The sequence below is a fragment of the Nonomuraea sp. WAC 01424 genome (assembly GCF_003947315.1).
GTDB classification, from domain to species: domain Bacteria; phylum Actinomycetota; class Actinomycetes; order Streptosporangiales; family Streptosporangiaceae; genus Nonomuraea; species Nonomuraea spiralis.
Genome location: NZ_QHHZ01000016.1, coordinates 233,807 through 248,245 on the forward strand (window position 1 = coordinate 233,807; position 14,439 = coordinate 248,245).

13 protein-coding genes are annotated in these 14,439 nt (G+C 72.9%); 8 read left to right on the forward strand and 5 right to left on the reverse strand.

Annotated elements, in window-relative coordinates:
* The first annotated feature begins 166 nt into the window (after positions 1–166).
* Complete coding sequence (locus DMB42_RS38300) at positions 167–2,659, forward strand: cytochrome c oxidase assembly protein (RefSeq protein WP_125643502.1); 2,493 nt, start codon at positions 167–169, stop codon at positions 2,657–2,659.
* Here the strand turns inward: DMB42_RS38300 and DMB42_RS38305 are convergent.
* A complete protein-coding gene (locus DMB42_RS38305) occupies positions 2,643–3,614 on the reverse strand; it encodes a YafY family protein (protein WP_125643504.1) in 972 nt (323 codons plus the stop codon). The two genes, DMB42_RS38300 and DMB42_RS38305, sit on opposite strands and share 17 nt — an antisense overlap.
* A gap of 60 nt (positions 3,615–3,674) precedes the next feature.
* Here DMB42_RS38305 and DMB42_RS38310 point away from each other — a divergent pair, with 60 nt between their 5' ends.
* Both DMB42_RS38310 and DMB42_RS38315 read left to right on the forward strand, forming a co-directional pair.
* Positions 3,675–4,250 (forward strand): DinB family protein, encoded by a 576-nt coding sequence (locus tag DMB42_RS38310; protein WP_125643506.1) that lies wholly within the window; start codon positions 3,675–3,677, stop codon positions 4,248–4,250.
* 33 nt (positions 4,251–4,283) lie between these two features.
* Positions 4,284–4,751 (forward strand): hypothetical protein, encoded by a 468-nt coding sequence (locus tag DMB42_RS38315; protein ID WP_125643508.1) that lies wholly within the window; start codon positions 4,284–4,286, stop codon positions 4,749–4,751.
* 42 nt (positions 4,752–4,793) lie between these two features.
* Here the strand turns inward: DMB42_RS38315 and DMB42_RS38320 are convergent, their stop codons facing one another.
* The 3 genes from DMB42_RS38320 to DMB42_RS38330 all read right to left on the reverse strand — a co-directional run bounded on the left by DMB42_RS38320 (position 4,794) and on the right by DMB42_RS38330 (position 6,943).
* The gene (locus DMB42_RS38320; protein WP_125643510.1) at positions 4,794–5,996 is read right to left on the reverse strand and encodes an RNA polymerase sigma factor; all 1,203 of its coding nucleotides are present in this window, start codon (positions 5,994–5,996) and stop codon (positions 4,794–4,796) included.
* Positions 5,993–6,331 (reverse strand): YciI family protein, encoded by a 339-nt coding sequence (locus tag DMB42_RS38325; protein ID WP_185845079.1) that lies wholly within the window; start codon positions 6,329–6,331, stop codon positions 5,993–5,995. The genes DMB42_RS38320 and DMB42_RS38325 overlap by 4 nt, the downstream gene beginning before the upstream one ends.
* A gap of 120 nt (positions 6,332–6,451) precedes the next feature.
* Positions 6,452–6,943 (reverse strand): potassium channel family protein, encoded by a 492-nt coding sequence (locus tag DMB42_RS38330; protein ID WP_125643512.1) that lies wholly within the window; start codon positions 6,941–6,943, stop codon positions 6,452–6,454.
* 171 nt (positions 6,944–7,114) lie between these two features.
* Here DMB42_RS38330 and DMB42_RS38335 point away from each other — a divergent pair, with 171 nt between their 5' ends.
* Positions 7,115–7,894 carry a phosphatase PAP2 family protein gene (locus tag DMB42_RS38335; protein ID WP_221762530.1) on the forward strand — a complete coding sequence of 260 codons (780 nt, stop codon included), beginning with the start codon at positions 7,115–7,117 and terminating at the stop codon, positions 7,892–7,894.
* Positions 7,895–8,174: 280 nt separating this feature from the next.
* Here DMB42_RS38335 and DMB42_RS38345 read toward each other — a convergent pair whose 3' ends face one another.
* Positions 8,175–8,687, reverse strand: a complete 513-nt coding sequence (locus tag DMB42_RS38345) for a hypothetical protein (RefSeq protein ID WP_125643514.1) — start codon at positions 8,685–8,687, stop codon at positions 8,175–8,177.
* A gap of 85 nt (positions 8,688–8,772) precedes the next feature.
* Between DMB42_RS38345 and DMB42_RS38350 the strand changes: the two genes are divergently transcribed.
* The 4 genes from DMB42_RS38350 (at position 8,773) to DMB42_RS38365 (ending at position 14,428) form a co-directional block, all read left to right on the forward strand.
* Positions 8,773–8,982: a hypothetical protein gene (locus DMB42_RS38350; protein WP_125643516.1), complete on the forward strand. Its 210-nt coding sequence runs from the start codon at positions 8,773–8,775 to the stop codon at positions 8,980–8,982.
* 57 nt (positions 8,983–9,039) lie between these two features.
* Positions 9,040–12,486, forward strand: a complete 3,447-nt coding sequence (locus tag DMB42_RS38355) for a protein kinase domain-containing protein (RefSeq protein WP_185845080.1) — start codon at positions 9,040–9,042, stop codon at positions 12,484–12,486.
* Between the two features lie 74 nt (positions 12,487–12,560).
* A complete protein-coding gene (locus DMB42_RS53680; protein WP_125643520.1) occupies positions 12,561–12,917 on the forward strand; it encodes a hypothetical protein in 357 nt (118 codons plus the stop codon).
* Positions 12,918–13,033: 116 nt separating this feature from the next.
* Positions 13,034–14,428 (forward strand): FAD-dependent oxidoreductase, encoded by a 1,395-nt coding sequence (locus DMB42_RS38365; protein ID WP_125643521.1) that lies wholly within the window; start codon positions 13,034–13,036, stop codon positions 14,426–14,428.
* The last annotated feature ends 11 nt before the right edge of the window (positions 14,429–14,439 follow it).

Below are 14,439 nucleotides of genomic sequence, written 5' to 3' on the forward strand. Positions count from 1 at the left end.
GGGCCCGGCTGAACCTGGGGGTGTAGGGGTGCGTAGCCCGGAATGTGGGGTGGTGGGGTTCGGGTCGGGCATGGTCCGGGGCTGGAGGGCTGTGCGACCATGTGGGGGCCGCGCCCGTCCCTGACGGCGCGGCCGGGTTTCTGGCCTCGGGCGACGTGGCGGTGCTATGAGAGCTTCCGCACGGACGTACGCCGTGTTCGCGGTCGGCGTGGGCGTCCTGGTGCTGGTCGCGGTGCTGCGCTTCGGCGGCGGCATCGGCACGGTGGAGGTCTTCGGGCTGCCCACCGCCGGTCCGGTGACCGACTGGGGGCTGCCGCTGGCGCGCTTCGCCCTCGATCTGTGCGCGGTGGCGTGCGTGGGGACGTTGCTGTCGGGGTCCGTGCTCGCCCCGGCCGGCTCGCCGGAGTCGGCGCGCTGCCTGCGGGCGGCGGGCTGGTGGGCGCTGGGCTGGGCGGTCGCCGCCCTGGCCGGCTACGTGCTCACCCTGTCCAGTTTCATCCCGATGCCGGTGTGGAACCTGCTCGCCGAGCCCGGCATGCTCGACTTCGGCACGTCTCTCCCGCAGACGCAGGCGCTCCTGGTGGTGCTGGTCACGACGTTCGGGGTGGCGGTGGCCACGCTGGTACGCGGGATGCCCGGCTGGGTCCCGCTGGCCCTGGCGGCGTTCGGGCTGCTGCCGCCCGCCTACGTGGGCCATGCCGCCTCGGCGGCCGACCACGACATCGCCGTGTCCGCGCTGATGGCCCACCTGCTCGGGGTGTCGGTGTGGGTGGGCGGCCTGGCGGCGGTCCTGGTGCATTTCCGGCGCTCTGGCGACCTGCGGGTGGTCCTGCCCCGGTTCAGCACGATCGCGCTGTGCTGTTTCGCCGCGGTCGCCTTCTCCGGCCTGGTCAGCGCCTGGGTACGCCTCGCCACCCTCTCCGACCTGTGGCTCAGCCGGTACGGCCTGCTCCTGCTGGCCAAGGTCGCCGCCCTGGCGGCGCTCGCCTGGTTCGGCTGGAGCCATCGCCGCCGTACCGTCGAGGGGGTCGCGGACCGGGGGGTGCGGCGCACGTTCGTACGCCTGGCCGCGGGCGAGGTGACCCTGATGGTGGCGGCGACGGCGCTGGCCGTCGGCCTCTCGCGCACTCCGCCGCCGCCCGGCGCGGAGGGCGCTCATGACCATCCCGTCCTGGAATACGCCCTCGCGCCCTTCTCCCCCGGCGCCCTCCTGACCGAGGTGCGCCTCGACCCGTTCGTCCTGCTGCTGCTGGCGCTGCCCGCCGCCGGTTACCTGGCCGGCGTGCGCCGGGTGCCCGGCTGGCCGGTGCCGCGTACGATCTCCTGGCACGCCGGGCTGGCGTTGGCCGCCGTCGCACTGTTCGGCGGGGTGGGCGGCTACGCGCGGGCGATGGTGTCGGCCCAGGCCGCGCAGCACGTCGTCCTCGCCGTCGTCGTACCGCTCCTGCTGTGCGCCGGAGCCCCGCTCACCCTGGCGGCCCAGGCCACGGGCCCCGCCTCCCAGTACGGCCCGCTCGGCGCGCGTGCCTTCGGGCGGCGCCTCACCCGTCCCGGCTTTTTGACGGCCGCCGTCCCGGTCCTGCTCCTGCTGCTGTACGGCACCGCGTGGCTGCCCTGGTCGCTCGCCGGTTACGCGCCCCACCTGGTCACCGTGGCCCTGTGCACCGGACTCGGCCTGCTGGTGGCCTGGGCGGTGCTGGACGTCGATCCGCTGCCCAGGCCGTTCCCGTGGGCCGCGCGGGTCCGGCTGCTGGCGGTGGCCGCCGCCGCGTACCTGGCTCTGGGGACGTACCTGCTGGTGGGGCCGGCGGTCGCGGCGGAGTGGTTCTCGCTGGCCGCCCCGCCCGGGGTGCCCGACCCGCTCGCCGACCAGCGCGCGGCCGGAGCGGTGTTCCTGCTGGCGCCGCTGGCCGCGTTCATGTTCCCGGCCGTACGCCTGGCGTTGCGGCGGCAGGTCGCCCGCGCGCGGCGGACCCGCGTGGCCCTACACTCGGCTTCCATGGGCGATCTCCCGGTGTACGACGTGGTCCTGCTGCCGCCGCACGACGTCAACGCGCGGGCCGTACACCTGAGCCGGCAGTGCGCGGACGCCGCGCCGGCCGAGTTCGTCCTGCGGGAGGACGGCCTCTACCCGCACATCTCGCTCTACATGGCCAACTTCACCCCGGCCCAGCTCAAAGAAGCCGTCGCGCTGCTGCACGACCTCAGCCGGCGCACCCCCGGGATGCTCCTCGAAGGCGACTCGTTCGCCGCCAACGAGCACGGCATGGTCGAGCTGTTCTACCGCAAGACCGACGCGATCACCCAGCTCCAGGAGGAGATCGTCGCCGCCCTCAACCCGTTACGCGAGGGCCTGCGCCACCGCGACCCGGTCGGTCGTGTCCTGGCCGAGCACCGGCTCACCGCGCCCCCGGTCGCCCGCGCCAACCTCGACCTCTACGGCTACGACGAGATCGGCGACCTGTTCCGCCCGCACATCACGCTCACCCGGCTCCAGCGTCCGGACGACCGGCTCGACCAGGCCATCCTCTCCGCGCCTTCGTCCTTCACCGCCGCCTACTCGACGCTCGCGCTGTGCGTGATGGGCGAGCACGGCACCTGCACCGACATCGTCGAGACCTTCACCCTCGACACCGCCCCGGTCACCCCGACGGCCTAGCCGCGCCGGCCGACAGCAGCCTGCGCGCCAGCTCCTGGCAGCGTCCCGCCAGCTCCGGAGGGTCGAGCACCTCGAAGTCGTGCCCCAGCAGGAGCACGTGCAGGAGCACGAAGTCGAGGCTGCCCGCGCCGCTGACCACCTCGCACGCCTCGCGCCCCCGCTCCCGTACGACGGCCGCCGTCCCCGGGATCTGCGCGCGTACCGTGGCAGCCGGGGCGTGTACGAGGAAACGCGCCTGGTGCGGGTAGACCCGGCTGGCCACGCTCTCCTGCACGTACGCCGCCGCGTCGGGCGCTGGGCGCGGCCGGAACCGCCAGGTCCGGGCGGACACCTCGGTCATCCGGTCGACGCGGAAGCTGCGCCAGCCGTCGCGGTCGAGGTCGTAGGCGAGCAGGTACCAGCGCCGTTCGGAGGCGACCAGCCGGTACGGCTCGACCCGCCGCCGCCGTACCCCGTCCGCCGACGGGTAGTCGAAGCCGGCCTCGACCTCGTCCCGGCAGGCCCTGGCCAGCGTCATGAGCACGTCGGGATCGACCGGCGTACGCCCGCCGCCGAACGACTCCACCGCGCCCGACAACGCCCGCACCTCGTGCCGCAGCCGGGCGGGCAACACCCGGTCGAGCTTGGCCAGCGCCCGCACCGCCGCGTCGCCGGCGCCCACGACCGCGCCGTCCGCCCCGGCGAGCAGCGAGACCGCGGTGGCGATCGCCTCCTCGTCGTCCAGCAGCAGCGGCGGCAGGTCCTGACCGGGTTCGAGCCGGTAGCCGCCGCCGACGCCCTGGCCGGCGTGCACCTGGTAGCCGAGGGCGCGCAGCCGTTCCACGTCACGGCGGACCGTACGGGAGGTGACGCGGAGGCGTTCGGCGAGCTCGGGGCCGCTCCAGACCTGGCGCTGCCGTAACAGGCCGAGCAGGGTCAGCACCCGCTCGGCCGTGCCCCGCTCCGTACCGCTCACCCGCCCACCCTGCCAGAAAGCGGACCGTCTCTGTCCGCCGGTTGCGTCACAGTGTTCCCCATGGACGCAGACACATCCGGCTGGAACCGTACGCTGCGCGAGCAATGGGAGGTCCACTGGAAGCACCAGGTCCGGGCCCGGCTCGACGGCCTGACCGACGAGGAGTACTTCTGGTCACCTGTCCCGGACGCCTGGAGCGTACGGCCGCGCGGGACCTCTGCGGCGCCCGTACAGGCCGGTTCGGGGGACTTCACGATCGACTTCGCCTTCCCCCAGCCGGTTCCCGCGCCCTTCACCACGATCGCCTGGCGGCTCGGCCACGTCATCGTCGGCGTGCTCGCCGCCCGCAACGCCGCCCACTTCGGGGCGCCGGCGGCCTCGTACGACACCTGGGAGTACGCCGGACGCGCGGCCGGCGCGCTCGACCAGCCCGACGGCCAGGTCGAACGGTGGCTGGCCGGCGTAAGCGCTCTCGGCGAGGCCGGGCTCGGCGCGCGCGTCGGCGACAAGGAGCCCTATCCGGAGGCCTCCATGGCCGACCTGGTCCTGCACATCCACCGCGAGCTGATCCACCACCTGTCGGAGGTCTGCCTCCTCCGCGACCTCCACCTCCACGCGGAGCGCCCTCTCCCGTGACCGCGAGCGTCGCGGGCCGTCTACCCTCTCCGCATGGGGACCGAGATCTACGGCTACATCGAGGCCCGTCACCCGCTGGCCCATGAGGACTGGTACGAGGGCGACCCGTGGACCGCCGTGTCCATCCCCCTCTACCCGCTCTACGACGAGCAGGACTACGAGTCGTTCGCCTGCCTCTTCGGCGTTCGCGACCGGCTCGGCTGGGTCCCCGTCGCGCCCGGCCGCGGCCTGCCGCCCGACGTGTCGGAACCGGTACGCACCGACTATGAGCACGCCGCGCGACTCGACGCCGCCGTGCACGGGTGCACGTGGATCTCCTGGGCGGAGCTTCGCGACCTGGACATGACGGTACGTCCCGGGACAGGGCCCGCGGACGCCGCTCCGACGCGGCTCGACGTGCTGGGGCCGGAAACCGGGTGGGGGCCGGTCCTCGGGGTGATGGCGGAGCTGGCGCGGCGGTTCGGGGCTGACGGCGTGCGACTGGTCGTCTGGTTCGACTGAGGGAGGTCGGGTCGTCCGGTTCGGCTGTGGAGGCGTCGCGGGTCAGTCCCAGCGGAGGCGGTGTTCCAGCAGTCGTTGCTGGGCGGGGTTGGCGGTCAGGTCCAGTGCCTGTTCGTCGGCCCGGCGGGCCTCGTCGCGGCGGCCCAGGTCCCGCAGCAGCTCGGCCCGGGTGGCGTGGAACAGGGCGTACCGCCGCAGCGCCTGGCCCAGCTCCTCCAGTTCGGCGAGCGCCACGTCCGGCCCCTGGCCGTAGCGGACGGCGACCGCCCGGTGCAGCCGGGTCACCGGCGAGGGCGCCAGGAACAGCAGCAGGTCGTACAGAACCAGGATCTGCGCCCAGTCGGTGTCGGCGAAGGTCCGCGCCTCGGCGTGGCAGGCCACGATCGCCGCCTGTACCTGGTACGGGCCCGGCCGGTGGTGGGCGCGGGCGGCCCGCGTCAGCAGCGTGCTCGCCTCCTCGATCGCCTGCCGGTCCCACAGGTCGCGGTCCTGGTCGGCCAGCAACACCAGCCGTCCGCCGGGGTCGAATCGGGCCGCGCCGCGCGCCCGGTGCAGCCGGATCAGCGCCAGCAGCCCGGCCGCCTCGGGCTCCTTCGGCATCAGGTTCACCAGCAGCGCGGCCAGCCATTCGGCCTCCTCGACCAGGTCGCGCGCGTGGGCCCGTTCCGCGGTGCTGGACAGGTAACCCTCGTTGAACAGCAGATACACCACGGCCAGCACCTCCCCCAGCCGCTCCGGCAGTTCCTCCCCCGACGGGACCCGGTAGGGGATCCCGGCCTCGCCGATCTTCCGCTTGGCGCGGGTGATCCGCTGCGCCACCGTCGCCTCCGGCACGACGAACGCCGCCGCGATCTGCGCCGTACTGAGCCCGCACACCACTCGTAGCGTGAGCGCGATCTGCGCCGGACGCGACAACGCGGGATGGCAGCAGATGAAGACCAGCCGCAGCCGGTCGTCCGGCACGGCCGGCTCCGGCCAGGTGAGCGCGGCCAGCTTGGCCCGGTAGTTCGACTCGCGCCGCAACACGTCCAGGCCGCGCCGCCGGGCCACGGTGAACAACCAGGCGTCCGGCCGGTCCGGCACGCCCTCCTCCGGCCAGCGGCGCAGCGCGGTCTCGACGGCGTCCTGCACCAGGTCCTCGGCGGCGGAGAAGTCGCCGAGGAGCGACACCAGCGACGCGGCCAGGCGGCCCGCGTGCTCGCGGACCACCCTGGCCAGCACCTCCTCGTGCCCCGGCCCGTTCACGAGAGGGGACGGATCTCCACGATCGGGCAGGCCGGCCACGAACGGGCCATCTTCAGCGCCTCGTCCAGATCGGCCACCTCGACCTCGGCGAACCCGCTGACCACCTCCTTGCCCTCCACGAACGGCCCGTCGGTGACCACCGGCTCCCCCGGGTCCAGCCGAACCGTGGTCGCGGTGTGCGCCGGGGCCAGGTGCGCGTGATGGGTGATCCGGTCCGCGTGCTCGGCGAACCAGCGTCCCACCGCCTCGTACGCCTCCTGCCGTTCCAGCTCGCCCATCTCCGCCAGCTGCCGGGCGAACTCCTCGGTCTCGACGAACATCAGTACGTACTTCACGTCGGCCTCCTCGTATGCCGTTCTACGCGAGTGGGCGTCAGATCGACGCCTCAACAGGAAGACGATCGGGCGGCCCGCCGGCACGACATGCGGGAAGCACTGCCCGCCGATGCCTCGCGATCACTCGCGTGAGCGCCACCCGCCCACGATGAGCGTGAGCGCCGACGTCACGATGACCAGATCGAACATCACCTGCACGATGACCACCGCCTTCGCCCCCTGCCCCACGGGGACGACGTCGCCGTAGCCGATCGTGCCCAGCGTGACGACGGAGAAGTACAGCGCGTCCAGCCGGGTGCGCAGGCCGTGGAACTGGTTGGCCATCAGGAAGTACAGCGCCGCGAAGAAGGCGACCACGAGGGTGACGACGGTCAGCAACATCGCCAGTTGCTCCGCCAGGAGGCGTTCGCGTCGCAGCGCGCGCCCGACCTGCCGGCTCACCAGCCAGGTCAGCACGATCACGCCGGCCACGAAGCCGATCGTACGCAGTTCGGGCGACCCGCCCGGCGTCCTCGCCGCCGGCAGCGGCGCGACGAAGTAGACACCGGTGATCAGGACGACCGCGGCCACCGACCGTGCCCATGCCCGCAGGCCGACCTGAGAAGAAGACATGCGATGAGCCTTCCTCGGCCTCCGCGGCCCTCAACGCGGACGACGGTATGCAATCGGCCAAGCACGCGGCGACCCGGCCGACCCGGCCGTCCCGCGCCGGGCTTGGCCGTCGTCGCCCGGACCGCTCGGCGCTTGATCCACGCCGGAGCGGGATGACTTAGGGTGACCCGCGTGAGCCCGCACGAGGTGGCCGACAGCCGATTATCGCGCCTGATCACACGCGCCCGGTCGGCCGTTCTCGTCCGGAGCACGGGCGGGCGTCCCGCGCCGCTCGTCGAAGCGGCCGTCCTGGCCCTCGTGATCCTGCTCTTCTCCCGGCTGCACGCCGCGGCCGGGAAGGACGTGGTGGCCGCCACCGCCCACGCCCGTGCCCTCCAGTCCTTGGAACGCGCCCTCCACCTGAACGTCGAACTGACGGCGAACCAGTGGCTGACCGCGCATCCGTCCCTGATCCTTCCGGCCGTCTTCTACTACCGCCTGTACTACGTCGCGATCATCGGCGTCCTGGTGTGGACCTACCTCAGGCGTGCCGACGTCTACGTCAAGGTCCGCCGTACCCTCGTCGCGATGAGCGTGCTGGTGTTGCCCGTCTTCTGGGCGCTGCCCATGTCTCCCCCGCGGTTCGCCCTGCCCGGCATCGTGGACATCGTCGCCCGGCACGACCTCCTGACCAGCCGCCCGAGCGGAAGCGGCCAGAACCTGTACTCGGCGATGCCCAGCATGCACATGGGCTGGTCGTTGTGGTGCGCGTACGCCGTGTGGTGCGGGCTGCGGCCGTCCCATCCGCGTCTGGCGTGGCTGGCCTGGATCTTCCCGCTGGGAATGGCGGCCGTGGTCCTCACCACGGGCAACCACTACGTCCTGGACATCGCCGGAAGCGCCGTCCTGCTGATCGTCTCCATCGCGGCCGTACGAGCCTGGAACACCCTCACCCGGCATCTCCGGACCTGATCCGCCGGGCGGCTTCGAGCCGGGCGAGTACGTGCTCCACCTCAAGATCCCAGCCCACCGCTCGCCTGCCGGACCAGTTGATCCCGACCAGAAGGCCGTCCCTCTCGAGGTCGGGCAGCCACTCGCAGTCGGCGGAGCCGGGCAACCATCCCCGTCCTGAACCGTCCACAGCCTGCGACGGGACACGACATCACGAAAGAACGCCGCCGCCTGCGCCCCGCTCTGACTCACCTGGTGGCTTCGTTGTAGCGGATGAGGGTCGTTGACACTTGGAGCGGCCTCAGAGAGCGATCCAGCAATAGAGCGATTCGTTTTCCTTCTGGGCCCGGCGGGCGAGGTCTCGTAGCCCGGTGAGGGTCTCCAGGAGGTATCCGTCGCCCGGCGGTATGTTCGCGAACTCCTCGATGTGCTCCCATTGCTCGACGAGTTCGTCCACCCTGTCGTCGGGAATGTCGGCGAGAGTGTCGCGTACGTCGGGAGAGAGCTCTTCGATGCCCGGCCCGTCCTTGTAGGGCGAGTTGTCAGGAAGGGCTTCCCATTCCTCCATCGTCGCCGGGGCGCCCTCGGGCGGTGGATGAACAGTGCTCGTCTGCACCAGGTCGATACTGAAGGGAATCTCCCTGGCCAGGGAGATGAGCCGGCCGAGAATCACTTCGGGATCGATCCCCTTGGCGTCCACCGCGTCGAATGCCGGCCCGCCGCGCACTGGCTTCTCGACGGCACGAGGAAACTCCGGTTTCTCCGCGGCGGCCTGCCTGTCCGCCGCCCGGTAGTAGTCGTAGAAGATCCCCATCCGGCCCTCCTGTTCCGATCGTCGGCAGCCATTCTCGTGGAAACTCAGGAGTCCGCAGATCATCATGATTGGCTACCGTCGGGACATGACCCTCTATTGCTATGTCTGCCTGGGGCAGAAGCAAGCCGGTGAGGCCTACACGATCATGCGCGGATACGCGTTCTGCTTCGATCACGCCCAGCAGGTCATGGATGACAAGCGGACAGGTCATCCCGGTCTCGACGGCTCGGCGTTCCGCCGGGACCTGCAGAGGCTCATAGAACTCGGGCAAGCCGACAGGAGCGGCGAACGCTGACCCCGCCCGGCCCGCCGGGCATTGACGTTCGTGACGGGCTCGCGCACACAATGGGTCGTGGCTTGGAGCCCGCTCCTCGACGGTGACCCCCAGCGCATCGGCGTGTACACCCTCGCGGGCCGTCTCGGCGCGGGTGGCCAGGGGGTCGTCTACGAGGCGTACGGGCCGGCCGGTGACCGGGTGGCGGTCAAGGTGCTGCACGCCGGGTCGGCCTCCCTCCGCCCGCCCGACGGCGAAGTGCGGGCGTTGTCGAGGATCGCCCCCTTCTGCACCGCCAGGATCCTCGACTTCGACCTGGAGGCCGAGCGGCCGTACATCGTCAGCGAGTTCGTGTCGGGGGCGAGCCTGCGCGCGGCCGTCCAGGAGCACGGCCCCTTCCACGGCGACGAGCTGCACCGGCTGGCGGTGGGGGTGGCCACGGCCCTGGTGGCGGTCCACCGCGCGGGCGTGGTGCACCGCGATCTCAAACCGGACAACGTGCTGCTGGGACCCGACGGGCCCCGCGTCATCGACTTCGGCATCGCCCGGCTGCTCACCGGCTCGATCACCCCGGGCGGCGCCGTCGGCACCCCGCTCTACATGGCCCCCGAGGTGCTGCGCGGCGCCCAAGCGGGCCGGGCGGCCGACGTCTACGGCTGGGCGGCCGTCATGTTGTACGCCGCGTCGGGCCGTCCGCCGTACCGGGCGCAGGCGCACACCGTCCCGCTGCCGGAGCCGCTCCGCGTACTCGTGGACGCGGGGCTGGCCGAGCGGCCGGAAGAACGTCCGGCGGCCCGCGACCTCCTGCTCGGCCTGCTGGAACACCGGGCCGCCCACGGGAACCTCATGGAGGCCGGCAGCCGGGCGGCGGGCGTCGTCGCCGCCCGGAACGGTGCCGTACGGCCGCCGCTCGGCGAGTGCGCCGAGCAGGCGTTCGCGGCGCTGCCCGAGCCCGCGCAGGCCGCCGTCCCCGGCCTCCTGGTACGCCTGGTCGGCCCCGGCGACCAGCTCAGATCCGCCGCCCTGGACGAACTGGGCGACGACCCGGCCGCGCCCGTCGCCGTCGAGGCCCTGCGCCGGGCGGGGATGCTGACCGGCGACGCGAACGGCGTGCGCATCGCCTCGCCCGCCCTGCCCGTCGCCTGGCACCGGCTGCGCGGCTGGCTGGCCGACGAACGTCCCGGCCTGGCCGATCACGAACGCCTGCGCGACGCGGCCCGGGCATGGGCGGCGAACGGGCACAAGGACGCCGACCTGCACCAGGGCTCCGCGCTCGAACGTGACCACCGCTGGGCCGGCCAGACCCGGCGGCACCTGCGGCTCAACCCGGTCGAACGGCGTTTCCTCGCCGCCTCGGCCACGCTGGCGGGCCGTCGCAGGCGGCGCCGGGCTCTGCTGCTCTCCCTGCTCGCCGCGCTGCTCGCGGTGGCGGCGGTCCTGGGCACGCTGGCCGAGACGCAGCGACGTACCGTCACCGGGCAGCGGGACGAGGCGATCGCCCGCGGGCTCGCCGCGCGGGTGCCCGCGCTGCGGCTGGACACGCCCACCACCGCGATGCAGCTCAGCCTCGCCGCCTGGCGCCTGTCCCCCGTGCCCGAGGCGCGGCTCGGGCTGCTGGCCTCGCTCGGCCAGGCCGACGTCAGTACGGGCATCGACGGCAGGTACGTCGCCGTGTCGGCCCGGGGGCACGTCCTGACCTGGGACAGCGACGGCGTGACGGTCCGCGACCCGGCCACGCGCCGGACGCTGGGCACGATCGCCTCGCCCGATTGTTGCGCGAACAGCTTCCTCAGCCCGGACGCCTCCCTCCTGCTCGCCATCGACGCCTACCAGTACACGGCCCGCCTGTTCGGCGTGCGCGACGGCCGCCTGCTGCACAAACTGCCCCTGGTCGGCAACGGAGCGGTCTTCTCCGCCCGGGGCGGCAGGGCGGCGGTCTTCACGTACGACTCCGGCAGGCCGGTCTCGGTGCTCGACCTGCGCAGCGGCACCGTCGTGAGCACGCTGACCAGGAAGACGGTCACGGCGGTGGCCCTGAGCCCCGACGGTTCCACCCTCGCGCTGGCCGGCGCGGACCGCCGGGTGGAGCTGGTGGACCTCGCGTCGGGACGTACGGCACGCGCGTTCACCGTCCCGCCCTCCGACGACCAGATCCGCGCGCTGCGCTTCACCCCGGACGGCAGGACCCTGATCACCCACGCCGTCGAGCTCCGCTTCTGGGACACGGGCACCGGCGCCGAACGCGCCGACCATGCCGCGGCCGGAGAGCACGTGGAGAGCTTCGCCACTGACCCCGGCGGGCGGTGGCTGGTGACCGCGAGCAGCCAGGGCTTACGGCTCTGGGACGTACGCGCCCGCCGGTCGGCGACTGTCGTACCGGACCTGCCGTCCCTGGTGGAGGAACTGGCGTTCACCGGCGACGGCCGCGGCCTGGCCTACACGGTACGGCCGGGCGGCGTACGGTTCGCCGACGTCACCGCCTGGACCGCGCCCGACCGGCTGGGCGGGCAGGCCGTGCAGGCGGCGCTGGCGGCCGGGGCGGGACGGGCCGCCACGGCCGGGGCGGGCGTCGTACGGGTGTGGGACCTGCGTACCCGCGGCCAGGTCGGGCCCACCCTGGTCTTCCAGGGCACGGAGGCGACCTCGCCGTGCTCCGACCCGAACGACCCCAAGCACGCGGTGACCCTCAGCCCGGACGGCTCCACCCTCGCAGCGGTCACCCCGGACGGAGCCGTACGGATCAGCGACGTCGCCACCGGCCGCGAACTGGCCCGCCTCCCCCGTAGCCGGCCCCGCCGGACGGGCGATCTGTGGCGGGTCGGCGACCTCACGTTCGGCCCCGACGGCAGGACGCTCGCCGCCGCCACGACCTACCGCGCGGCCGGCACCTGCGAGGAGGAACGGGCCACCCAGCTCTGGACCGCCACGCCCTCCTGGCGGCCGGCCCACACGGTGAGCGCGACCTATGGAAGTTTCGCCTTCCTCCCCGGCGGCCGGGAAGTGGTGGTACGCGACAACGACGGGCTCGTGCTCATCGACGTCGCCTCCGGGCGCGCGGTCCGGCGGATCACCACCGATGCCATCGGCGGGTCGCTGAGCGGCCTCGCGCCCGACCCCCGCTACGCGCTCACGGGCGTCAACGCGTTGTACCTCGCCGATCTGCGTACGGGCCGCCTCATCGAGCCGCCGCTGGTCAGCGAGGCCGGCATCGACGCCGCCGCCGCCTCCCCGGACGGCAGCACCCTCGCCACCGTCGACAGGGACCAGCGCGTACGCGTACGCGACACCTCCACCGGCCAGGTCGCCGACCTCCCGTTCCCCGGGACCGCGGGCCCCGTGCTCGCCCTGTCCTTCTCCCCCGACGGCCGCACCCTGTACGTGCTGACCGGCGACGGCGTCCTGTTCACGTACGTCACCGACGGCCCCCGCGCCGCCGCCCTGCTGTGCACCCGCGTAGGCGGCCACCCCTCCCGAACCGACTGGTCACGCTACGTCCCGGACGCCCCGTACCGCGAACTCTGCTGAACGGCGCGAGCGGCACGAGTCGTGATCGTGGTGATAGCTGCCGCTGCGAAGATCCAGGACTCATGAGGGGACGAATGACCATGCTGGTTCTCCTGGTGACCGCGTCCACGGTGACCGCGGGACCGGCCGTACGGGCCGATGCCGTGACGGATCCGGCTAGCGCCATCCAGCGCCGGCTCGTACCGGGCCATGGGGTGCGGATCGTTAGCCTCAGCGACCCCGCCACGCTCAGAGCGGTGCTGGCCACCACCACGAGCAGGCGGCCCGCCGGGATGTACGACGGCGTGCGCACCACCGTCCACGAAGGCGTCGGACTGGGGAATGAAGGTGGACATCCAGCCCCCACCCGCGGACGAGACGGTCTCGTTGGAGGAACTGGACGACTGACCCCGACGCCCCACAACCTCAAGGACGTCCCCACGGCGACTTAGATGAGTGTCTAATTTGACAACCTTCCAAGCCGTGGCTCAGACTCGGAGCTGTTTAGATGAATTTCTATTCAGCGGGGTGCCGCACCCATCACCCCCAGGTCGTCTGGAGAGTCGTCATGAGTGACAGTTGTTGTGGTACCCCCGCGATCGACGTCGAGCAGTCCGCCGGCCGCGAGCAGATCGACGCGTTGCCCGTCGTCGTGATCGGCGCCGGGCCGGTCGGGCTGGCCGCCGCCGCCCATCTGGTCGAGCGGGGTGTCGGCTTCACCGTTCTGGAGGCCGGTGAGCGGGTCGGCGCCTCGGTGGCGCGGTGGGGGCACGTACGGGTGTTCAGCCCGTACCGGTACGACATCGACGCCGCCGCCCGCCGGCTGCTGGAGGCGGCAGGCTGGACGGCTCCGGACCCCGACTGGCTGCCCACCGGCAGTGAGCTCATCGACGACTACCTGACCCCGCTGGCCAGGTTGTTCGGCGACGACGTACGGCTCGGCGCGAAGGTCACCGCGATCAGCCGCCTCGGCCACGACCGCGTACGCACCCTCGGCCGCGACACCGCCCCCTTCGTCGTCCGGCTCGACACCGGCGAGGAACTGCACGCACGCGCGATCATCGACGCCTCCGGCACGTACACCAGCCCGAACGTGCTCGGCGCCGCCGGTCTGCCCGCCCACGGCGAGGGCGAGGCGCCCGTGGACCACGCGCTGCCCGACGTGCTCGGCGCCGACCGCGACCGCTACGAGGGCAGGCACGTACTGGTCATCGGCGCCGGCCACTCCGCCGCGACCACGTTGCTCGCACTGGCCGAGCTGGAGAACACGCCGATCACCTGGGCGATCCGCGCCGGCAGCGCCACCCGCGCCTACGGCGGCGGCGACGCCGACGCCCTCCCCGCCCGTGGCGCGCTCGGCACCCGGCTGCGCGCCCACGTGAACGCCGGCCGCATCCGCGTGCTGACCGGCTTCTTCGCCCACCGGCTGAACACCACCGCGAGCGGCGTCGAGGTGATCAGCCGCGACCCGTCCGGCCATGAGCAGACCGTCACCGTGGACCGGATCGTGTCCGCCACCGGCTACCGCCCCGACCACTCCATCGCCGCCGAACTGCGCCTCGACCTGGACCCGGCGCTCGGCTCCACCCGCGCCCTGGCCCCGCTGATCGATCCGAACCGGCACTCCTGCGGGACCGTCCCGGCCCATGGCGTGGACGAGCTGTCCCACCCCGAGCCCGGCTACTACGCGGTCGGCGTCAAGAGTTACGGCCGCGCCCCGACCTTCCTCATGGCCACCGGCTACGAGCAGGTTCGCTCGGTGGTGGCCGCGCTGGCCGGGGACTGGGAGGCGGCGCGCGACGTACAGCTCGAACTGCCCGAAACGGGCGTTTGCTCCTCCAACCTGGCCGAGGCCCAGGAGCGGCGGGTCGGCCTGGCCACGGGCGTCGGCGGCGGCCTGCTGGCGACCCCGCTCCCGCTCACCCCCGTCGGCGCCGCGAGCTGCTGCGGCTGCTGCGGCTGAAGGGACCTATG

Coding starts and splice junctions, on each gene's coding strand:
- DMB42_RS38300 (WP_125643502.1), top strand. CDS start 167: ATGAGAGCTTCCGCACGGACGTACGCCGTGTTCGCGGTCGGCGTGGGC.
- DMB42_RS38350 (WP_125643516.1), top strand. CDS start 8,773: ATGACCCTCTATTGCTATGTCTGCCTGGGGCAGAAGCAAGCCGGTGAG.
- DMB42_RS38330 (WP_125643512.1), bottom strand. CDS start 6,943: ATGTCTTCTTCTCAGGTCGGCCTGCGGGCATGGGCACGGTCGGTGGCC.
- DMB42_RS38345 (WP_125643514.1), bottom strand. CDS start 8,687: ATGGGGATCTTCTACGACTACTACCGGGCGGCGGACAGGCAGGCCGCC.
- DMB42_RS38310 (WP_125643506.1), top strand. CDS start 3,675: ATGGACGCAGACACATCCGGCTGGAACCGTACGCTGCGCGAGCAATGG.
- DMB42_RS38365 (WP_125643521.1), top strand. CDS start 13,034: ATGAGTGACAGTTGTTGTGGTACCCCCGCGATCGACGTCGAGCAGTCC.
- DMB42_RS53680 (WP_125643520.1), top strand. CDS start 12,561: ATGACCATGCTGGTTCTCCTGGTGACCGCGTCCACGGTGACCGCGGGA.
- DMB42_RS38315 (WP_125643508.1), top strand. CDS start 4,284: ATGGGGACCGAGATCTACGGCTACATCGAGGCCCGTCACCCGCTGGCC.